General features: G+C 65.4%; 16 protein-coding genes and 2 pseudogenes. 3 read left to right on the top strand and 15 right to left on the bottom strand.

Annotated features, from left to right (window positions below; all coding sequences use genetic code 11):
* Window positions 1–131: 131 nt before the first annotated feature.
* From ACVGV0_RS07590 to ACVGV0_RS07580, 3 genes are all read right to left on the bottom strand, one after another.
* The gene (locus ACVGV0_RS07590) at window positions 132–1,034 is read right to left on the bottom strand and encodes an SDR family NAD(P)-dependent oxidoreductase (protein WP_459159150.1); all 903 of its coding nucleotides are present in this window, start codon (window positions 1,032–1,034) and stop codon (window positions 132–134) included.
* Window positions 991–2,364: an FAD-binding oxidoreductase gene (locus ACVGV0_RS07585; RefSeq protein ID WP_459159149.1), complete on the bottom strand. Its 1,374-nt coding sequence runs from the start codon at window positions 2,362–2,364 to the stop codon at window positions 991–993. The genes ACVGV0_RS07590 and ACVGV0_RS07585 overlap by 44 nt, the downstream gene beginning before the upstream one ends.
* A gap of 458 nt (window positions 2,365–2,822) precedes the next feature.
* Window positions 2,823–3,911 carry a methyltransferase gene (locus ACVGV0_RS07580; RefSeq protein WP_459159148.1) on the bottom strand — a complete coding sequence of 363 codons (1,089 nt, stop codon included), beginning with the start codon at window positions 3,909–3,911 and terminating at the stop codon, window positions 2,823–2,825.
* 81 nt (window positions 3,912–3,992) lie between these two features.
* Here ACVGV0_RS07580 and ACVGV0_RS07575 point away from each other — a divergent pair.
* Window positions 3,993–4,792, top strand: a protein-coding gene (locus tag ACVGV0_RS07575) for an IS5 family transposase (protein ID WP_459156287.1) whose coding sequence is annotated in 2 segments (ribosomal slippage) — window positions 3,993–4,338 and window positions 4,338–4,792 — 801 coding nt in all. Because the reading frame shifts where the segments join, the coding sequence is not laid out codon by codon here.
* A gap of 6 nt (window positions 4,793–4,798) precedes the next feature.
* Here the strand turns inward: ACVGV0_RS07575 and ACVGV0_RS07570 are convergent.
* The 11 genes and pseudogenes from ACVGV0_RS07570 to ACVGV0_RS07520 form a co-directional block, all read right to left on the bottom strand.
* Window positions 4,799–5,392 carry a GNAT family N-acetyltransferase gene (locus ACVGV0_RS07570; protein WP_459159147.1) on the bottom strand — a complete coding sequence of 198 codons (594 nt, stop codon included), beginning with the start codon at window positions 5,390–5,392 and terminating at the stop codon, window positions 4,799–4,801.
* Window positions 5,382–6,251: a histidinol-phosphatase gene (hisN, locus tag ACVGV0_RS07565; RefSeq protein WP_459159146.1), complete on the bottom strand. Its 870-nt coding sequence runs from the start codon at window positions 6,249–6,251 to the stop codon at window positions 5,382–5,384. The genes ACVGV0_RS07570 and hisN overlap by 11 nt, the downstream gene beginning before the upstream one ends.
* Window positions 6,252–6,370: 119 nt before the next feature.
* Complete coding sequence (locus ACVGV0_RS07560; RefSeq protein WP_459160128.1) at window positions 6,371–8,710, bottom strand: hypothetical protein; 2,340 nt, start codon at window positions 8,708–8,710, stop codon at window positions 6,371–6,373.
* A gap of 373 nt (window positions 8,711–9,083) precedes the next feature.
* Window positions 9,084–9,485: pseudogene (locus tag ACVGV0_RS07555) on the bottom strand (inositol monophosphatase family protein); the annotation flags it as partial.
* Window positions 9,486–10,205, bottom strand: coding sequence for a methyltransferase (locus ACVGV0_RS07550; RefSeq protein ID WP_459159145.1), 720 nt, complete (start codon window positions 10,203–10,205; stop codon window positions 9,486–9,488).
* A gap of 36 nt (window positions 10,206–10,241) precedes the next feature.
* On the bottom strand, window positions 10,242–11,522 hold the full coding sequence (locus ACVGV0_RS07545; RefSeq protein ID WP_459159144.1) for a DegT/DnrJ/EryC1/StrS aminotransferase family protein: 1,281 nt from the start codon (window positions 11,520–11,522) through the stop codon (window positions 10,242–10,244).
* On the bottom strand, window positions 11,519–12,547 hold the full coding sequence (locus ACVGV0_RS07540; RefSeq protein ID WP_459159143.1) for a Gfo/Idh/MocA family protein: 1,029 nt from the start codon (window positions 12,545–12,547) through the stop codon (window positions 11,519–11,521). Before ACVGV0_RS07540 ends, ACVGV0_RS07545 begins: the two co-directional genes overlap by 4 nt.
* Window positions 12,544–12,969: an NUDIX hydrolase gene (locus tag ACVGV0_RS07535; RefSeq protein ID WP_459159142.1), complete on the bottom strand. Its 426-nt coding sequence runs from the start codon at window positions 12,967–12,969 to the stop codon at window positions 12,544–12,546. Before ACVGV0_RS07535 ends, ACVGV0_RS07540 begins: the two co-directional genes overlap by 4 nt.
* 52 nt (window positions 12,970–13,021) lie before the next feature.
* On the bottom strand, window positions 13,022–14,305 hold the full coding sequence (locus ACVGV0_RS07530) for a M28 family peptidase (RefSeq protein ID WP_459159141.1): 1,284 nt from the start codon (window positions 14,303–14,305) through the stop codon (window positions 13,022–13,024).
* Between the two features lie 646 nt (window positions 14,306–14,951).
* Window positions 14,952–16,187 (bottom strand): annotated as a pseudogene (locus ACVGV0_RS07525) (IS701 family transposase).
* A 516-nt stretch (window positions 16,188–16,703) separates the two neighbouring features.
* Complete coding sequence (locus ACVGV0_RS07520; RefSeq protein ID WP_459159140.1) at window positions 16,704–18,218, bottom strand: MFS transporter; 1,515 nt, start codon at window positions 18,216–18,218, stop codon at window positions 16,704–16,706.
* A gap of 95 nt (window positions 18,219–18,313) precedes the next feature.
* Between ACVGV0_RS07520 and ACVGV0_RS07515 the strand changes: the two genes are divergently transcribed.
* Window positions 18,314–19,105 (top strand): TetR/AcrR family transcriptional regulator, encoded by a 792-nt coding sequence (locus ACVGV0_RS07515; RefSeq protein ID WP_459159139.1) that lies wholly within the window; start codon window positions 18,314–18,316, stop codon window positions 19,103–19,105.
* Between the two features lie 452 nt (window positions 19,106–19,557).
* On the opposite strand, the gene ACVGV0_RS07510 is transcribed toward ACVGV0_RS07515, so the two are convergent.
* Window positions 19,558–20,103, bottom strand: coding sequence for a MarR family winged helix-turn-helix transcriptional regulator (locus tag ACVGV0_RS07510; protein WP_459159138.1), 546 nt, complete (start codon window positions 20,101–20,103; stop codon window positions 19,558–19,560).
* Between the two features lie 60 nt (window positions 20,104–20,163).
* On the opposite strand from ACVGV0_RS07510, the gene ACVGV0_RS07505 reads away from it, so the two are divergent.
* On the top strand, window positions 20,164–20,955 hold the full coding sequence (locus tag ACVGV0_RS07505; RefSeq protein ID WP_459159137.1) for an SDR family NAD(P)-dependent oxidoreductase: 792 nt from the start codon (window positions 20,164–20,166) through the stop codon (window positions 20,953–20,955).
* Window positions 20,956–21,079: the final 124 nt, after the last annotated feature.

Genomic DNA, 21,079 nt, shown 5'->3' with positions numbered 1-21,079 from the left:
CGTCACCTTCAACGATGGCCCTACGTCTACCACTGCTCCGGGAAGCGGGTCGGCGTGGAACCCGAACCTGGGCGAGGGTCTGGACGCGTCACCGGGACTCGGGACGCCGGCCGCTCCCCGCCCGCTTGCGTTCAGACCGTCTTGAGCATGCCGCCGTCGACGAGTATGTCAGTGCCCATGATGTTGCTCGCATGCGGAGAGGCGAGAAAGGCCACCAGGGCGGCTACTTCGGCAGGTTCGGTGAAGCGTCCGGTGGTGCTTCCCACCGCATTGGGGACCTGCTTGAGGAAAACCTCCAGAGGAACCCGGCCAAACGATGCGGCCAGCCGCTCACCGAACCCGCCGGGCGACTCCCAGATAGCGGTGCGCGTCGGACCCGGCGAGATAGTGTTCACTCGTACGCCGCGCGGTCCGATTTCTTCAGCCAGCGCCTTGCCGAGGGCCGTCAGCGCTGCCTTGGCTGTGTTATAAGATACCGGGCTACCCGGTGAGCGTGCCCCGGCAGACGAGATGTTGACGACGGAACCCGCTGTGCTCCGTAGCAGCAGCGGGATCGCGGCGCGGGTGGTACGTACGGCGCTCATCAGGTTCAGCTCCCACGCCCGCGCCCAGGTGTCGTCCGTCTCCGCCTGGAACCCCTCCACCGTGAAATCGGCAGCGTCCCCACCGCCTGCGTTGTTAACCAGGAGATCGAGCGTATCCGTTTCGGCTGCCACTGTCTCTACGGCGTGCGCCGGCCCCTCGGCGGTGACCAGGTCTGTAGGGAGGAACCGGGCGTCGGAGAAGGTAAGTTCCGGAGACGGGTTGCGTGCAGCCCCGTATACCACCATCCCCTCGGCAAGCAGCGTGCGTGTTACTGCCAGGCCGATGCCTCGGCTAGCGCCCGTCACGAGCGCCACTTTTCCCGCAAGATTCATCTCCACACGATCCTCCTCGCGCTCATCAGTCTGCTCGATCCGTTCGTGCTGCTTGTTCCAATTGCCGTTCTGATCATGTGATGGCCTGGGGAAAACGGAAGAACTGTTCCGGGTCATAGCGCTGCCGGACGGCTGAGAGCCGACCGTAATTGTTGCCGTAGTACGCGTGGCGCCAGTTGGGCAGTGCGGGGTCGATGAAGTTCTGGTAGGCGCGTCGGGACGATACCCTCCACATCCGCTCCCAGGTGTTGTTCACCCAGAGCCGGGCGCGCTGACGCTCCTCCCGCGAGGCCGACGTGTCGAGTGTGTAGGTGGCGCCGAGGCTGAAGGCAGAGGACCTGTGTACATAGGCGGTGGCGACCGGGTGGACCCGAGCCGTGGCTCCGCCCATCGCCATCAGATTTAGCTGTCGGGTCTCGTGCCGCGCGCACTTGCCGTCGTGGAAGGCGTCCAAGAGGTGCCGCAGGCTGGCACTTGGGACTGGGTGATCAAAGAGAGCGCCACGCGTCCTAGATGGGCCGAAGCGTTGGATTTGGCCGTGGGGCGATTGATTGGTAGCCCTGCATTCTTGCAGGGTGAGCTCCTCGCAGCCGAACCAACTCATCTTTGCGACATGGTAGGGTTGTTCGCGGATCTGCGAGTTCTCCGGAGGCACGTCGACGTCGTCGACGAGGCGTTCCAGCGTCCGGTCCAGTTCCCTCCGGGGGCCCGTCCACGAGCCGTAGACCTCCAGCGCGGGCTGCCCCTGCACGGCGCCGCGGCGGAGGGTGACCAGCGGGGTCATGGCGTCCGGTGCGTCGGGTGCCCAGCGCTGCCAGGCGTCCAAGACCTCGACGGCCCGATCGTGGGGCCAGGACAGGGAGTAGCTGATCATCTGCGGCACCGTTCTGACTGGCCGGAGTGCAAAGGAGGTGGCGATGCCGAAGTTGCCGCCCCCACTTCCCCGTAGAGCCCAGAACAGGTCCGGGTAGTGGTGGGCATCGCAGTGGACGACGGCGCCGTCGGCCAGGACGAGTTCGACCGAGTCGAGCCGGTCGATGGTTAGACCGTGTGCGCGGGACTCCAGGCCGAATCCGCCGCCGAGCGTGAGTCCACCCATGCCTACCGTGGGGCACCAGCCGGTGGGCACCGTCAACCCCTGGGCCAGTAGTCCCTCGTGTAGGTCGATCACTCGGGCACCAGCCCCAACGTGGGCCAGTCCATGCTCCACGGAGATCCGGCGCATCCGTGAGGTGTCGATCACCATTCCTCTGGTCGTTGAGTACCCACCGAAACTATGCCGACCGCTGCGGGGAACGCAGTGGATCTCGTGGCGTCGGGCGAACAGCAGCGCCTCGCGCACATCCTCGGGGCAAGCGCACATTACGACGGCACGCGGGTAGATTTGGTCGAACTGCTGCGAGAAGAGCACCCGGGCGTTCTCATAGTCTTGGTCACTGGGCAGCACGACTTCACCATTTAGGCTCGAGTCGAGCGCGTTCCAGTCCGGCGCTGTGGTGGCCGACGATATTGTGTATCCGCTGAGGACGGTAGCAGCCGTGACAGCACTACCCGCGGCAAGAAAATTCCGGCGCTTCATGTCATGTCCCTTCTCGAGCCAGACAGCAGTGATGACAACCGTGTCCCGCCATTCGTGTCTTTGAGTTCACTTCGCTCATATATCGGGTCTCCGGGCGACGACCATGCGGTACCGGTCAGCTCGCAGGGGTCGGCACGGTAGGGCCTGCGTTGTTAGCCGGGCGCACCGTCCGAGGACGGGTCGTGTCGTGCTGGGACGGTCGTCGGGAATCGCGTTACGGCCTTGCACTCCGGGTCATGGCAAGGAGTACGCGGCCAACACTCGGCGTGTGATGTTCGAACAGATCCTGCTTGGTTCCGACAAGGTGCCGTGAATCATTTCCCCGGTCATATCCCGGACACCGGCTCCGCCTCGATGAGGGAGAACGGTGCGAGGTCCTGCGGTGATAGCACCTGGGTGGTACGGAATCCGGTGGCTGTCAGCAGTTCTTCCAGGTCCGCGGCGCTGCGCTCCCTGCCTCCCATGTTGACCAGCACATACAGATCGCTGAGGTAGGCGAGGGGATGCGCGTCTGCGGTGACTCGGTCGGGCAGCAGTACTTCGGTGACGAGCAGCCGGCCATGCGGCGGGACGGCTCTGCGGCAGGAGTTGAGGATTTCTTGGCACCTGGCATCGCTCCAGTCGTGCAGGATGCTCTTCAGTATGTATAGATCACCTCCTTGGGGAACTCGGCTGAAGAAGTCCCCGGTCTCCACGTGGCACCGGTCGGCGAGTCCGGCCTCGCGCAGCGTGGCCGGCGCGTCTCGACTACCGGCTGGCGAGTCGAAGACGATGCCGCGTACCTGCGGATGCGTGGCCAGTACGCTCGCCAACAATGAACCGTCGGCTCCGCCGACGTCTACGACGGTTCCGTGGTCCGAGAAGTTGTACTGCTGAGCCAGCGCGGTGCTCAGCGTGCGGGTGGCCTCTCGCATGGAGGTGGCGAACGTCTCCGACAGCTCGGGGTTTAGGGACAGATAGCCGAAGAAGTCGGTGCCGAAGACCTGGTCGAAAGCGGGCTCGCCAGTGCGGATGCTGTGCTCCAGCCTCGTCCAGGCTTGTCGGAAGACTCCGAAGTTTTGGCGGGCGAAGACGTGTAACGAATCGGGGACGTCGGGTCTCAGCCGGTCGCCTGCCGCGGTGAGTGTGAAATGGCCCGGGGCTGGTTCTTCGGCCAAACCAAGGGCGGCGAAGACCCGTAGAAAGCGCAACATCGCTACCGGATCAGTGTCGGTGGCCGCCGCTGTCTCCTCGGCCGTGTTGCCTTTTTCCCCGAGACGTTCGGGTATGTCCAGCCGAACAGCCAGTTCCACGATGTCACTCGACATGTAACCCCAGAGGAGACCGAGAATCCGCTCCTGCGAAGCGAAGTTCTCGGCGTGCTCGGCGCGTGCTTGTCCAGTGGTTTCCTGCTCTGGTGTCGGGTGTTCGACCACGGTGCGGTCCTTTCGTTCAGGGCGCTCAGGTCCCTTAGAGGCCCTAACACATTGATGATCTTGATGTGAGATGATCTTGGTGTGACTGCGCCATGGATCGTCTCGGACGCGTTGTGGGAGCGCATCGAGCCGTTGCTGCCGGTACGCCCGGCCGGTAAGACCGGTCCGAAGCCGTTGCCGGACCGGCAGGTGCTCCAAGGCATCTTGTTCGTGCTCATCACGGGCATTGGGTGGGAAGACCTTCCCCAGGAGCTGGGGTTCGGTTCGGGGATGACCTGCTGGCGCCGGTTACGGGACTGGCACGAGGCGGGCGTCTTCGCTGAACTCCACGAAGTGCTGCTCGCCGAGCTACACGCAGCCGGTCAGATCGACTGGTCACGAGCGATCGTGGATTCGTCCCATGTGCAGGCGAAAAAAGGGGGTCAGCGACCGGCCCCAGCCCGGTAGACCGCGGCAAGACCGGCTCCAAGCACCACCTCATCACCGAGGGCCGCGGGCTGCCGCTCGCGGCCATCCTCACCGGCGGCAACCGCAACGACATCACCCAACTCCTCCCACTGGTCGAAGCCATCCCGCCCGTGCGCGGCCGACCTGGCCGACCGCGACGCAAGCCCGACGTTCTGGTCGCTGACCGTGGCTACGACTATGATCATCACCGGATTCTGTTGCGACAGCGGGGAATCCGACCGCTGATCAGCCGCCGTGGTACCCGGGACAACAACCAACCCGTGCGCTGGGTGATCGAACAAACCCTCGCACTACTGCACCAGTTCCGACGCCTGGCCACCCGCTGGGAGCGCCGCACCGACATCCACAACGGCTTCCTCACCCTGGCCACCAGCCTCATCTGCTGGCGCCGACTCCCACAACCAATGCGTTAGGAGCTCTTATGGGCGGCTGGTCATGCACCAGGTGCGGGGGCCGTGAGGTAGCGGGATCTCGGTCTCCACGGTGAAGCCGAGCCGCCTGTAGAAAGGAAGGTTGCGCTCGTCGGAGGTTTCCAGATAGGCGGGTACCCCCGTATCGCGGGCTGTCTCGGTGCCGGGGCGAACCACGGCACTGCCCAGACCCTGGCCCTGCCGTTCGGGCGCCACTCCGACGGTGGCCAGAAACCAGACCGGCTCTGTGGGCCGGTGTGGTTGCAGGAGGCGTTCCATCTCCTCGTGTGCCGACGCTCGGGAGCCGGCCAGCTCAGCCAGTCGTGGGCCGATCTCGGTGAACACCGCCTTGGTGCCTGTGCTTTCGGGGGTGGTCCACACCGCCACGGCATCGCCGTCATCAGCGACCCACACCCGCCCAACGCCGAACCCGATCCGGGTGAGGAAGAGTTTCTGGAGCTCGGTAACCCGTTCCTGGTGCCGTTCGGGGTCGACGGTGTGTTGGGTCGCCGGATAGCTGGCGAATGCGGCACCGAGGGTGCGCACGGCGCGCGGTACATCGCTCTGGACGGCGGGACGGATTACGGGTGCGTCAGAGATCATCGGGCACTTCCCCTCTGGAAGTTGGGTTCAATTGGGATGCGCGGTCGCCGATGGTTAGCGTTCCGGGGCCATCAGAGCCTTGCAGGATACGCAACGTACGGGCATGCAGCCGGGGATTGGCGGACAGGGCTCCGGTGCCGTACTGAGGGTTGGCGCCGTGCAGGTCACTGCACACACCGCCGGCCTCCTCGACGAGGACCTGCAGAGCTGCAATGTCCCAGGCGCTGACCACGGGCTCGACGGCAATGTCGAGCGTGCCCTCAGCGACCATGCAATGCTGGAAGAAGTCCCCGAAACCGCGATCCTCCCAGCAAGCGTCGACGAGCCGAAGGTAGGCCTCGCGGGAGTGGAAGGTGCGCCAGGTGTGCACACTGGTGGTGGACAGATAGGCGTCAGCCAGGTCCTCGACCGCGGAGACGCGCAGCCGCTCGGGTGCGTTGCTGTCGAGGCCGTGACGCAGCCAGGCACCACATCCGGCTGCTGCCCACCAACGGCTGTGCAGCGCAGGCGCGCTAATCACACTCAGGACCGGCCGAGCATCCTGGAGCAAAGCGATCAGCGTGGCCCAGGCTGGCACGCCGCGCAGGAAGTTCTTGGTACCGTCGATAGGGTCGACGAGCCAGGTTCGTCCGGCACTGGCCGTCCCACCGGTCTCCTCTCCAGCGAAGGTGTCGTCAGGGCGATACCGTGCGACCGCGTGGCGCAGGGTGGTCTCAACGGCCGTGTCTGCGTCGGTGACCGGTGTCCGGTCAGGCTTGCTGTGCACGCGCAAGTCGCGCGAGCGATACCGGCTGCGCGTAATGTCATCGGCGATGTCGCCGAGTTCCAGGGCGAGTTCTAGGTCGGCGGACTGTCGCATGGGGCTCCCTGCACGGGTCGGAACCGGGTCGGAGGGGTGGGTGCGGGCTGGCCTCGTACCGCTAGTTGGAGTGCAGCTCCAACAGGCGGTACTCCATAAGATGTGCCTGTGAACCTGGATCACAGGCTGTGAGCGAACCGCAGATCGCGGCCGGCGAAATCGATCCGGCCCTGTCCCACGGCGTAGCAGCGCAACAGCATGGCGTGTCGATTCAGGGGTTGGGCGGTGGTGATGGTCAAACGGGCATCGGCGCTACTACCCGCCGGTATCTGTAGCGAGCCGGGATTCAGGTCGAAGCTGAAGCCGTGCGGCTTTCCACGAGTGATACGCGCGCCCAGGAGAACGTCCATGTCGTCGACCCCGAAATTGGTTAACCGGATGTCCAGTCGTGTTTCGTCGTTGGGCACGAGCACCGCATCCCCCTCAATGGTGATGGCGACCGTGTCGTCCTCGGTGTCCTGAGTAGCCCCGCACACAGGACAGCTGATCATCAATCGGCGCAGCCTAGGCCGTAGTACATGGGCGCTGGTATACCGGTAAGTGGCTTCCCCGCAGTAGCCACAGGCGGCGTAGGGACTCTCTATCTGCTGAACGGCATAAGTGGGCCGGTAGGCCTCGACGAAGTGATACTCGCGGGTCTCGGTGAGTCGTAGCAGGGTGGACAACAGGTGCTGGTCGAGCCGAGCACAGTTGGCTAGGATTCGCTCGGTGGCCTTGTGCAGTGGCTCGGACTGGCTGAGTTCGCTTGCCGCCGTCTTGGTCCTGCGGGCCACGGTCGGCAGGTTATTGGCGGTGTCGGTGAGCACCGAGCGTGCTTTGTCGAGCTTGATGTCGAGAGAGGCAAGATTCTCGTAGCGTTCTACGGCTCGCACCATCCGGTCGACCGTGCTGGTCTGTCGGGGCGCTACTGCCAGGGAACGGGAGGTCTCGGTGCCGATGAGTCGTCGCTCCCGGAAACCGAAAACCAGCGCATTGAGTGCACCATCCTCGCCCTCGGTAACGGCGCCGTAGACGGGCAGCTTGCCACCGAACGGTACGATGGGCGTCAGGGTGAGTTCGCCCTGGCGGTGGGCCTCTCGCAGCTTCGAGTCCTTTAGCCGGATACGGGTGAAGGCCGGCATCTTCTCTTCGAAGGTAATCTCTGCCCGGCCCGGGGCCTCCTGGTAACTCACCGTCTCCGGGAGGGTGCGAGTCCGCTCGACCGCATAGCGTGCCTCCGGATCGCCGACGACGAGCACTTCGGGCGCGTCGATGCCCCACTGGTGCAGGCTCTCGTTGACCTGGCGCACTGCGGCGCCGACAGTGTGCCCGTCTTCCAACAGATAGTGGAAGAGCAGGTTCTCACCGTGCGTGCCGTCCTTAAGTAGGGGGCTGGCGATGTAACTGCCGGCCCAGGCTTCGAGGAAGCGCTGCGCAATGGTGAAGCTGCCCCGTCCTCCGAACAGCTGGGTGCCGAGCTTGGAGCTCAGGCAGGCGTTGGCAAATACCAACTGCGCCGGAACGGAAGCTGGATCCCATCGGCGGGCCTCGGGATAGACGCAGCTGCCCCCTTGCATGCAGGCTGGGAGGGTGGCGCCCGGCTCCTGTCGCGCTGCGGCCAGCTCCTCCTGGTCATCGGTCCGCCCGCACAGCAGATCCTGTGAGGTTAGCCGTAGATAGTCCTCGCTGCCGTGGGTGATCACGCTGAATTGCCGTAACAGCCCTGTGAGTTCACCCGCCGAACCACCCTCAGTCGGTGCGTCGGCATCCTCGACAGGGCGTGCGAGGGCCGCAGGATCGACGGCATCCTGTGGATAGACGGTCAACCGCCCGTTACGCCATGGTTCGTCGCCCTTGAGTAGCGGCGAGATCAGTACGTCATCGTCGGCTGGCAGTCGCGCGTAGAGCACAGTCTTAAGGATCAGCTCACTCAGCTTGGCGGGCGTGTACCCATGAAGCATGCCTAGTTCGACGTGCGGAAAACGGGCTCGTATCCGGGTGGTTAGGCCGAAGCCGAGCAGCTCGGTGGGACCAACGAGGGTGACGAAGCGCGGCTCGGCGACGTCCACGGCACGCAACACCGCATCCTCGTCGTGGACGAGCCGTAGTTGGGCGTGTTTGGCCAGCGCGAACGCAGCCGCCGGGTACCCGAAGTCCTCGGCTGGTGCTCGGTATTCGCCACCACCGGACCGCGCCGCCCTGCTCGCGCCCTGAGGCATCATCGCGACGACGAGGTGCTCGGAGCGTGCATCGTGTAGAGCCGCAACGGCATCCTCGGGGGTAGCTTCACCAGCCTCGACAGGCCTGTCGCAGGGGGTGGTGGCCACGCCTAGGCGGGCAGCGATTCGGCGTGGCCACAGATGACGTCCGCACGGATCGAGGGCGCCGGGCAGGCGATCTCCGGGGTCCACAGTCAAGTCGGCGAGCGCGGCGGCGAGATAATCTTTGGGCGTTTCCGCCAGGGTGATGGTTAGCGTCACGTTTTCTCCAGGTGCGGCTCAAGGGGAGCGCAGGGCAGGCGCACCGGTCAGCAAGCGCGCTGGGCTCGGTAGATCGCTTCGATGGTGCGGAGGATGGACAGTTGATACGGAGAGGGGCATGACGGAGCGTCCGGAGGTTCAGGTACGTGAGGTAGGGGCCGAACATGGCGCGAATCGCTTCGCCTTGGTGACAGTTCGCTCGTGACGGTTCACGGTCAGCCCATCCATGGAGTGCAGGGATGGGGTCTGTGAAGTGGCGTTGAGCGCACCTGACGTGCCGAGGATCGACAGGAGCTTGGTCTTCTCGGTTGTGCCGCGAGATCCGTAAAGACTCGGTCGGTGAAGGGCAGGATCGGCCTGCCACCTCTCGCGAGGCACCGAGTCCTAGCGTGTCCGACCACCTCCTGTGCAGCGCAGGCGCGCTGAGCACACCGACCGTCGGCTGACCACCCACGAACAGGGCGATCAGCGTCGCCCACAACGGGACGCCCCGCAGGAAGTTGCGGGTCCCGCCGAGCGAGTCGATCGCCCAGGCGCGTTCGGCGTCCAGGCTGCCCCCGTTCTCCTCACCGGGGCGCTCAATGGCGAGCCGCTCCCGCAGGGCCGCCTCGACCACGAGGTCAGCCCCGCTCACCGGCGTACGATCGGACTTGGTGTCCGCCCATAGCTGCGAGGAAAGAAAGTGCGGAACGGACAGCGCATTAGGCTCTTCCGCCAGCACCTGGGCCAGCCTGAGATCGTCCTCAAGCGTACTCGCGGACGTCCTTACGGCCATCTACGTACCGACCGGGGTCAGCTCGAGCAGGTGGTACTCCATCACCCGTACCACCTCGATACGGCGGACGCGCTGGGCGAGCCGGACCTGCAGCCCGGCCTCCGCGGCCGCCGCGTCGATCACCTCGCGCTCGCCTAGGTCGGCTGTGCCTATGAGCACACGGCCGTTCTCGGTGATTCGGTTCGCCGCCTCGGCGATGTAGCGGCGGTGACCGGCGTACTCCGGGTCGAACACGGCGGAGTGCAGGTCAGACCGAAGCGAGAAGGTCTCGTCGGTCCAGGTCCATGGCACGTTCCAGAAGATCGTGTCGAACCGGCGCTGCGGGGCGATCGCATCGAACAGGTCACTCGGTACGGCCTCGACCAAGTGGGAGACGCCGAACCGGCGAGCGTTTTCCATCGTGTTGGATACAGCTTTCGGGCTGATATCGACGGCGGTGACGTTCGCACAGCCGGAGAGCGCCGCAGTCACCGCGATGACCCCGCTGCCGCAGCCGACCTCCAAGAACGACCCGCCGCGCGGGTAGGGTACGACCGAGGCCATCACTTCGGTTGCCCCGGTCAGGGTGCCAGGGAAAACGCCCGGGTGCAGGCTCCATTCCCGGCCCAGCAGCGAGAACGAGTCGGGGAGGTCGGTGGAGTCCAGGATCCGGTCCAGGACGGCCTCGGCGGCCTCCGGTGGCTCCTGCATGGCGGTACGGTCAGTCTGCTGATCGGTCATGATTCGGTCTCCGTTTCCGGGGTCTTTGTCGTGGTCTTACGCGGCGATCGAGCGGGCCAGCTCGTCTCGGTGCTCGCCAACTTTCGCGAACGCGGCGGCGTACTCGTCGATGATGGGCCGGTCGCGTTCCCAATCGGTGAACGTCGGCAACGACAGGGCGCGACGTTCGAGCGTGACGGCGTTCGGTGTGTGTTCGGTGGTGTTGGCGTGCTGGGCGACCTCGGGGAACAGCGCGTTGCGCTCGGAGTGGTAGAGCGGCAGCGACGCCAGGTGCGGGGCCGAAGGGGCCCCGACCTCGACACCCTCCGCACGTAACGCCTCGATGAGCGTGGCTCGGTCCACACCAGGCATGCGTTCCGGGCGGAACAGCGGTTTGTAGCCGTACCAGGCGCCCATGTCGACTTCCGGCGCGGGCACGACGGGTTCAATGTAGTCGATCTCCGAGAGGCGCTCGGAAAAATACTGCAGGCAGCGGTGCCGCTCGGTCTTGCGCTCGTCGAACGCGCGCAGCGAGTGGCGCGCAACGATGGCGTTGAACGGCGACATGCGCAGCTTGAGCCCGAGGCCAGTCACCCAGTAGCGGCGCTGATCGTCGTCGACGACGTTGTCGCGCGAACGATCCCGATAGTGCCCGAGCAGGACTGCGCGGTCATGCACGTCGGCCCGGTCGGTGACCAGGACGCCGCCCTCCCCGGCGAACACGGCCTTGTTCGCCTGCAACGAGAACACCGCCGCGTCGGAGAATGTTCCGACCGGACGGCCCCGGTACCGGCTGCCGTGCGCATGCGAGCAGTCCTCCAGCACTTTCAGGTTGTATTTATTCGCGAGCCGTTCGACCTGGTCCATATCGCAGGGGTGGCCCCATTGGTGGACCGCGACGAGTACTCGGGTCCGGTCGGTGATCAGACGCTCGGCGCTATCTATGTCGAGGCAGCGGGTGCGCACGTCGACGTCGGCGAGCCGGACATCGCCGCGCAACGCGTACGCCGGGCTGAGCGCGGCGTGGTAGGTCAGTGCCGGGCCGACCACCTCCACGCCCTCGGTAACGCCGAGGGCGAAGTAGGCGGCCAGCAGTGCGCTGGTCCCCGAGTTGAACGTGATGGCGTATCGGCTGCGTCGGTCGACGAGGTCGAGGAACTCGTCCTCGAGCGCCTCAACTGGACCGGAGCTGCCCCGGATCGAGATGTCAGTGTCGCGTTGGGCGGCGAGCTCGGCACGCTCCTGCTCCGTCGACGGTGGTGGCCAGATCTCGTGCGGCAACGGCGTGCGCACCGTGGCGGGGCCGCCGCGTATGGCCAGTGCGTTGTCGTTGCTCATCGTCGGGTTCCCTCCTCAAGAGTGGGACCGTCGGCTAGCGGTCCGGTGCGGTGCGCTAGTACGTCGTGCTCGGCGCCGTAGGCACGCCGCAGCAGCGTGACCACGGACTTCTGCTGGCGCAGGTGCGCGGCCCGACTGCGGGGCTCGTCCAGGTCGCGCAGGTAGCTCGCTACCATGCGGTCCTGGATCGCGGTCTTCGGCTCCGTGACCTGAATGTCTGCTACTGGCTTGCCCCCGGATGAGAACAGCATCGCCGCCGCCGGGGTGACCTCCAGCGAACCCGCGCTACCCAGCACGGTCAGCCGCTCGGTCTTCGCGTGGTGATGGCGGGAGACGTTGAGTGTCCCGGCCAGGGTGGGCGGCTCGTAGCCGAGTGACACGGCTGCGAAGTCTTCCAGCCGGCGGCGGCGCATCGTCTCGTGGCAGTGGAGAAATGTCGAGCGCACGGTCGCAGGCTTCGGCAACAGCTCGGTCAACACGTCGAGTGCGTGGTAGCCCATGTCCAGTAGCACCCCGCCGCGCGCGGTGTCGGTGACACCGCGCCAGCCGGTCGTCTCACCGGCATGGTTTGCGTGGTACTCGTAGGAGAACCAGTAGGGAGCGCCGATCCGGGCGATGTACTCGCGCGCGAACGTGAACGCTGGGTGGAAGCGGCGCTGGACGAGCGTGTAGACACTGACATCGCGCGCTCCGGCGAGCTGGACGAGGTCGTCGGCCTCATCGATCTCTGCGGCGAATGGCTTTTCCTTGAGCACGTGCTTGCCGGCCTCGAGCAGCGTCCGGCACGCGGAGATGTGTTCACTGTGCGGGATCGTGACCAGAGCGACGTCGAACGGGACGTCACGGATAGCCCGCGCGATGCCGTCGAGAACTGGGAAGCCAGCCCGCTCAGCGATCACCGGGGCGTCTGGGTGCGGGTCGACACCGCCGACGACGTCGGCGTGGCGAGTCATCGGGTCGAGGAACTCCCGGCCCTGCTTGCCAGCGAACCCAACGAGCAGCGCGCGGGGGCGCGTGCCGGTCATGTCGCTACCCCCTTTTCTAAACATCGCTCGACGACCCGTCCGACGAAGTCGGTGCCACCGTGCTTCCGGTTCTCCTCGAGCACCCGCGCGTCCTGCGGGCCGTCGATCCAGCGGTGCTCGACGACCTTGCCCGTCTCCAGCTCCGGTCGAGACAGGTCGCCGTCGACCTCAACCAGGAACACGACCTCGCGGTGAGTCGTGTCGCCGAAGGTCCAGGTCTCGTCGCACACCTGCCTGATGACCGAGCGCAAGTGCCAGCCGGTCTCCTCGCGGATCTCCCGCTGCAGCGCCCCTCGGGCATCTTCGCCAGGCTCGATCGCGCCTCCGACGATGTCCCAGCAGTTCGGGAACAAGTGTCGGTGTGCGGCCCGGCGCTGCACGAACAGGCGCCCCACCGGGTCCCGCACCACGGCTCCAGCCATTGTCGGTGAATTCACCGTGACGACCTCCGAAATCGGGAAAAGTGTGTTCTCATCATTGGGAGTTCATCTTTGCGTCGGAAAGCTTCGCTATGGTTCGCTTGAACGCTTTCGTGTGCAGCAACAAGGCCTCCCGATCGACATTGGACGGGATGTCGCACTTTTTGTGGTAACAAGGGGCGAACGCTGCGCCGGCTGTTCCACCCCACCGCTGGGCCTGTTCGGCCGTCTTCGTCTCGAACGAGCCACCCCAGATCCCCCCGGCGGGAATTCCGGCGTCGAGGAAAGGTCCATAGTCCGAACGGCGATCCAACGGCCAGGGATCGGGGGAACCGCCAAGGTCAGCAATCGCGTTTTCCAGATTTCTGGCGATCACAGCCGAGCCTGGGGGTGCGGCTGGTGCCTGACCGTTGAGAAAAAAGGACCCGTAGTTCGAGCCCGCGATCATCTCGAGGTTGACATACATGTCGACGGCACCAGGTGACTGCTCCGCCACGTATTTCCGGGAACCGACGAGATCGAACTCCTCTGCCCCCCAAAAAGCGAAAACGAGCTTATTGCGCGGTGGGTCAGCCTGACGTCCGGTCTCGACAGCGGTGTCCAGCAGCGCGGCGACGGCGGCGCCATTGTCGTTTGCGCCCGGCGAGTCCGGTACGGAATCGAGGTGGGCTCCGCTGACAATCCTCGTGTCCGGGTCACCGCCCGGCGTCTCGGCGATGATGTTCACCGTACGCCTGACCTCGGTGATCGTGTCCACAGTCATCGTGACAGGCCGCCCGGCTGCGGCGTCGGCGACCAGTCGGTCTGCCGTCGAAGCCGAAACACCGCCCACCGGCACGGACGTGCCCAGATCACGCAACCCACCGAAGTAAGGCACCTCGGGATCCGAGCTCGCGACGAGCACTGCGACGGCACCGGCGCGTGCGGCGTTTCGCGCCTGAGCGTCGAGGCCGCAGTCTGCGGCGTCAAGTAGGGCGATGCGGCCGGCCAGCGCGGCACGGTCAAGCAAGGCGGGATCGCACCCAGTGCGCGCGGCGGGCGGCCCCGGCGGAACTGCGACAAGCCTGCGGATCCCACCGGGTGGAGTCGATGGCGAGTAGGTCGCCGCCTCCATTTTCACCGGACCGGACGCGGACACCAGACGCGCGTCTCGGGTGTGGGTGTAGCGGAAGTAGAACGGCTGTCGGGTCACCTTCAGTCCGGTCGACTCCAATGTCCGCTGGACCCACGACGCGGCCTCTGCGTAGCCGGGCGTCCCGGATGCTCGGAACTGTGGATGCCGCGCGGTGATGGTATGGAGTTTGTCGAGGTATCGCGACACCGCGGCTCCGGTGTTCACCGGGGTATTCTCCGGTACACCAGCTAAAGTGCACCCCACGAGAAGGGGGAGGATCGCAACGACGAGCACGGCCAGATGAAGCATCGAGAAAATTCGTGGTCGCCCACTCGATCGTGCCAAGAAAACACTTGGCCGGGATCGACTACGCATAGATACCGGGCACCCCTTCTTTCAGTGTAAATGAGTAAATGAAACTAACAGGTTGCTCATACAACACCAAGAAGTCTTGGGCATCTATACCAAGAAGCCGAAGCGAAGTGCAGCTGAGGCGTACTTAGCAACCCAAAGATAAACCCCGTGGCCACGAGACCCGTTGCCGTCAATCTGGCACACGAACATCCTGTCTTCGCCCGCGACACGGGAGGCCTCTCAGATCACCGACGTGTTCACAAATGGTCACCCCAGTGCAAACTCCAGCTGTTTTCCCCTCAGATTTCCCCATCGCGGACGACTCTATCCTAGGGATTCACAAAAGACACCCCCATATAGAGTAAAAATAAACAGTTATTAATGCTCTTAATGCTACTGCTAGAAGCTCTAAAGAGAGCATCAAGTGAACCGATCACAGTGCCGATCAGGCTGTCGCCGCAGCACTGTCCGGCGAGCCATCCGGATGAGAGGGTCGGGCTAATACTGCAGCCGTAGTTCAGTGTTCACGGCGGTGTTGTCGCTGGTAGTGGGCTTTGCAGGCGCGGTGTTGGTGGCGTCGTCGCCAGGTGGACCAGGCCAGGATGTGTGCGGCCTGTTCGGGCGAGACGTCTGTGAGGGCGTGCAGCAGATGGGCGATCTCCGGCAGGGTCAGGGGGATCAGTCCTGGTGGTGCTGATGTCGAGTGGGCGGTGGCGGTGGTGATCGCGAGGAAGGCGTGGGCCAGCAACACGAGTGTTGTCCGGTACCAGGAGTGCCAGCGGCGCAGCTGGTGCTGATCCAGTCCGGTCTGTCCTTTGGCGGTTTGGAAGGATTCCTCGACGGTCCAGCGGCGTCCGGCGATGGTGACCAGTGTGGATAGCGGCACCGGATGAGGTGCATGGCAGCGATAGTAGGCGAGTTCGCCCGTGGTGCGGTTGCGGCGGACCAGCAGCCGCCGTTGTCTGGCGGGGTCGGGTTCGTTCAGCTCGACGAATGCCCAGTCGTCGTAGCATTGTCCGTGTGCTCCAGCGCCGGCGGACACGCGTTGCCACGCCCGTTTTCCAGTCTGACGAGCGTAGTGTCGGCTCGGGTTGTTCCTGCGCCGGTGCGCACCCGGTGATCGCAGTACACAGCGAGTACGTAGCCGAGCTGCTGGGTTTCCAGCTCGCGGCGCAGGCTCGTGTTGCCGCCGTAGACTTCATCGGCGGCCGCACACCCGGCGGGCACGCCAGCGGCTACGGCTCGAGTGATCATGGCCGCGGTCAGCTGTGGTTTCGTCGCGAACTCCACGTCCTCGGGTATCCCTGCCCGCCTGGCGTCGGTCCGGGTCGTCGGCCCAGCAGCGAGGCAGGTATAGCTCCCGGTCGATGAGTGTGTCCGGCGGCGGTGGCGTAGGTGGCAAACACCGCGACCTGGGCGTTCTCGATGCGTCTGGTGGTGCCGGTGTACTGCTGTTGCACGCCGCCCGTGTGGCTGCCCTTCTTCAGGTCGCCGGTCTCATCGAACACCAGCACCGCCTGCCGGTCGCCGAGATGTTCCACAGCGAGGTCACGAACGTCATCGCGGACCGCATCGGCGCCCCAGACGGCTTGACGCAGCAAGTGCTGCATCATCCCGCCGGCATGACGTCACCGGAGTGCTCGGCCGATGTCCAGCAGTTCTTGTTGCCTACGTCCGAGACCAGCCCCTGCGCCAGCGCACGCGCCCGCTGCCGCGTCTCGACACGGGCGAACCGGCCAGCCACTCGCTGCATCAGCGCGTCCAGTTCCGTCTGCCATCCGGCAGGATCTATGCTGTGACCTGCTGCCACCACGTGATCGTCAGTTGCCTCCACAGCACTGCATGATCACGCGGTGGCCGCCCTTCATTGCAAGCCCCCTCACCAGCAACGATCACACAACTCCGGCTGCAGTACTAGGAACTCGACGCCGGAAGACTCCTCCTTCGACGCAGCGATGGCCAGTTGCTGACTCACAGGGTTGAGCGGTGATGATGGTGCGGCGGGCATGGCTCCTCGCAGTGATCGGATGGCCGCAACACCCTTCATTGATCATCACGCGGGTCATGCCCGCTTTGCTACCCCGCACCCCACGGACTCCGCCTACCATTACCGCAGGGCACAACATCACACCAACGGCCTCGCCGGGGCATTGGATTTACGCCGTGCTTGCTAACCAGTTTGGAGCGCGGGTAGCCCAGCTACCAGATTAGCTCGTCGTTGATCTCTTGTTGCCGGTCGTCGATGTCGAAAAAGTTCACGCCCATCGGGTCATTGTGTCTCGTTCTCTACCGGTCGACCGTGGCCGGCAGGCTGCGTATGGCCACGGCGTGTCCCGGGCATGAGGGTCCCGGTGAGTGCAGCGGTCGCCAGCAGAAGAATCGTGGCGACAGTGAGCGCGACCGTGAAGCCGTGCACCGTGCCAGCGGCGTCGACACCGGGTGAGGAGGCGTGGCTGGCGAGATAGGAGGCGGTGGCGGTGGTGGCGATGGTGTTGAGCAACGCGGTGCCCAGGGAACCGCCGATTTGTTGAGCGGCGTTGACCGTGGCGGAGGCGGCTCCGGAATCATGTTCGTCCACGCCGGCGGTAGCGGTGCTCATCGCCGGCATCATGACCCCGCCCAGCCCGAGGCCGATCAGGATCTGCGCAGGCAACAGGAGCGTGGTGAACACGTTGGAGGTGTCAGCGCCGAGTTGGGTGAGCAGGCCCATGCCGAGCGCGGCCACTAGCAGTGCCGCGACCATCAGGACCCGGGGACCTGTGCGCGGCAGCAGCCGACCGGCGATCAGCGTGGAACCGACGACGATGCCGGCCGTCAACGGCAGGAACGCCACCCCGGTCAGCACCGGCGAGTAGCCCAGGATGGTCTGCAGGTAGTAGGTCATGAACAAAAACAGACCGAACATCGCTACCTGCGAGAGCGCTACGGCCAGAAACGAGCCCCCACGAGCGCGGTCGACCAGGATCCGCAGCGGCAACAGCGGAGAGGTGCGGCGGCCCGCAAGCAGGGTGAACACCGCCAACAGCAGCACACTGGCGCCCAGCAAGCCCAGCACCCGCGGGTCGTCCCAGCCGAACGCCTCGGCGGCGGCGAACCCGCCGACTGCGGCGGTCAGCCCACCACAGCTGGTCAGCGCGCTGGCCACGTCAAGCCTGGCCTCGCGCGTGCCCGCCGGGTTGCGCAGCAGCCAGATACCGCCGAGCAGGGCGGCTGCGGCGATGGGGATGTTGACGTACAAGCACCAGCGCCAGTCGAGGTACTCGGTCAACACCCCGCCAGCCAGCAGCCCAACTGCGGCCCCACCGCCGGACAACGCCCCGTAGACGCCGAAGGCAGTGCCTCGCTCTCCTGGCTCGGTAAACGTCGTCGACAACAGCGACAACGCCGCCGGGGCCAGTACCGCCGCACTGGCCCCCTGCAGCGCCCGGCCGGCGAACAACATTCCCGAGTCCAGGGCGGCACCCGCCACCAATGAAGCCAGTGCGAACCCAACCAGCCCGACCAGGAACACCCTCTTGGCCCCGAACCGGTCAGCCACGCGGCCTCCCAGGAGCAACAGCCCACCGAAAGCCAGCGTGTAGGCGGTGATCACCCACTGGCGGCTCGCATCCGTCAACCCCAACTCGCGCTGGGCCGAGGGCAACGCGATGTTGACGATCGTGGCATCCAGCACCACCAACAACTGCGCCAGACCGATCACCACCAACGCCCACCAGCGTGTGGAAGCCTTACCCGTCACCTCGGTGCCCTGTGAGGGCGCCGCACCTACCTGCTTGCTCCGCACAGTTTGCCTCTTCCTCATCCCTGAACACTGACTCGTTCATTGTACTATAACTAGAACATTGGTCTAGTAGTCGCTCACCGTACTAGGATGTGGTCATGGAGTACGGCACCGGGCAGAACCCGGCCCCCCAGCAGCCCCACGAGGACGCACGCACGGTGGCGCCAGCGCAGCACGGCGACGAAGAAGCAGGCAGCGTGTGGTTGCGTTCGCGTCAGGTCACACCACGGCAGACAGCGCCGCTGAGTCGCGAGCGCATCGCGGCCGAAGCCGTAGACCTGCTCGACAGCGACGGCACACAGCGGTTGACCATGCGGCGCCTGGCCGACCGGCTGGGCACAGGGGCCACCACGCTGTACTGGCACGTCGACACCAAAGACGACGTCCTTGACCTGGCTCTCGATGAGATTTTTGGCGAGGTCCCCCTACCCGCACCGCCGACCAACGACAGTTGGCATGCCCCCCTCAACGCCTTCCTGCACCAGTGGCGCACCGTGCTGCTCCAGCACCCGTGGTCGGCCCCACTGCTAGGCACGCGCCCGTTGATGGGACCGAACGCGTTGGCCCGCTCGGAGTTCCTGCATGCCACATTGCTCACGGCCGGTATCCCCCAGCCGCATCTCACTGCGGCGGCCTACGCCCTGTCCAACTACGTCATCGGCTCAGTCGCGACCCGAGCAGCCTGGCACGTCCGCGGCAATGAGAGCGCCGTTCGTCATGCTGCCCAGAACCACCTGCAGATCCATCACGCCAGTTACCCCGTACAGGCCGAGTACCTGATCATGACCGACCAAGACTGGGACGCCAGTTTTACCCACGGACTGGCCTACCTCCTCGACGGACTCCACACCCACACCGAAAACCCCCACCGCGGCGACCAAGCTGACTGAGCGGGCAGACTACTTCGCGGGCAGAGTCCGTCAGATCGTTGGCTCTGGCCCACTTGCAGTGATGACGAATCGTTGAGTGGCGATCACAAAAAGTCACGGCGAGATTGGTTGGTGCTCTGACCTCGACGCTTCACGAACGGACAGCGCTGCAGCGAGGATGCGGCCCGGACACCGGGCTCACCTCGGAGGCCATGTCAGCTCTCACGGAGGACCACTTCAGCTTCGTGGCCTGCGGATGCTTGCTTGCCGGACTCCCATCGCCGCCGTTACTGTCTGTTATCACTGCAAGTAGGTCAAAGCAGTTCAGACGATAGTCCCTGCTGCCATAGCCGCAGTCCCTCTCCGCAACACAACGGGCTGAATCAGAGCGCTTCTAGCGTCCTGATCAGTCGAGGAACCCTGTCGTACGTACGGAAGGGGCCCTGTCGAACGTTCGGAAGCGGATCGAGTTGTCAGACGGAGCCGACGTGGCTGGGGCGTTGCTCGCCGAGGTGGGTGTGCAGATCGTCGAGGAAGACACGGAGCAGCTCGGTCAGGGCGGCCTGCTGCTCGGTGGTGAGGCCGGAGAGGAGTTCGTTCTCGCGCACGAGGACACGATCGACGAGGCGTTCGACGAGGTCGTGTCCCGCTGGGGTCAGCGTGACGACGACAGCGCGGGAACCGTCGGCCGCGGGAGCTCGTTCGACCAGGCCCTCGTGTTCGGCGCGGGCGACCCGCTGCGAGATGGCCCCGGCGGTGACCAGGGTGCGCTCGGTGAGTTCGCGTGTGGTCAACCGGTAGGGCGAGCCACTACGACGCAGAACGCTGAGCAGATCGAGGATGGCCGCGTCGGCTCCCGCATCGGCGAGCACCCGACGACGCTCCTCGCCCAGCAACTTGGCGCACTGCCACACGCGAGTGACGATCCCGATGCCGTCGACCGGCGTGTCCGGGCGTTCCCGCAACCAGGCCAGCGCGATGGCATCCACCGGATCGTTGGCATCCCACTGCTTGCTCACCGCTTCTCCCTCGCGTACTTCTCACGGCTGCTATGTTTAGGTCTAAATGTACCCCAGGGGGTGCTGCGGCTGCTGGCCGCGTGCCCCTGCGGTCACGACCTGAACACGAGCGTGGAGGAGTACTTCGTGAGCCGAACTGTGCTGGTGACCGGTGGAGGAACGGGCTTCGGGTTGGCCGTTGCCACCCGATTCGCCAAGGACGAGGACCGCGTGTACATCACCGGGCGTCGGATGACTGTGTTGGACCAGGCGTGCCGATCCCTGGGTGATCAGGTTCGGGCGCTGCCGTGCGATGGCACGGATCCCGAGGCCGTCGAGCGGGCGGTCGCCGCTATCGAGGGCGATGTGGACGTCCTGGTGAACAACGCCGGTGGCAACACCGACTTTCGCATGCCTGCCGGTGGTGGGCTACGCGGAATGCTGGAGCGGTGGCGGGCCAACGTGGATGCCAACGTCATCAGTGCGGCGTTGATGACCGAGGCGCTCGACGACAAGCTCGCGCGCGGCGGGGCACTGATCCACATCGGCTCGATCGGTGCCGATCAAGGTGGCGGATCCTACGGCCCCGCCAAGGCGGCGCTGGCCTCGTGGAGCGCCGGACTGGCCGGCGAGCTGGGCCCGCGTGACATCACCTCGAACGTGGTGGCACCCGGCTACTTTCCCGGAACGGAATTTTTCGGCACCGGCCTGCCCACCGACGTCCACGACCAGCTGGTCTCGCTGACGGCGTTGGGCAGGCACGGCCACCCCGAGGAAGTCGCTGACACCGTGCACTTCCTCGCCTCCGCCGGCGCACGCTTCATCACCGGCCAAGTGATCAACGTCAACGGCGGCGCACGCACCACCCGATGAGCAGCCCCCAGCACACCTGAACCGTTCCCGCTCTGCACGCCGGGGTAGCGCCGCACTGCCGCCCCTACCCCGACACGGCGCCACTATCCGCAAGGGAGCCCCTGCCGTACGTCCGCAGCGGGAT

Source organism: Salinifilum ghardaiensis (assembly GCF_054491345.1).
This window is presented reverse-complemented; position numbering and strand designations above follow the sequence as displayed.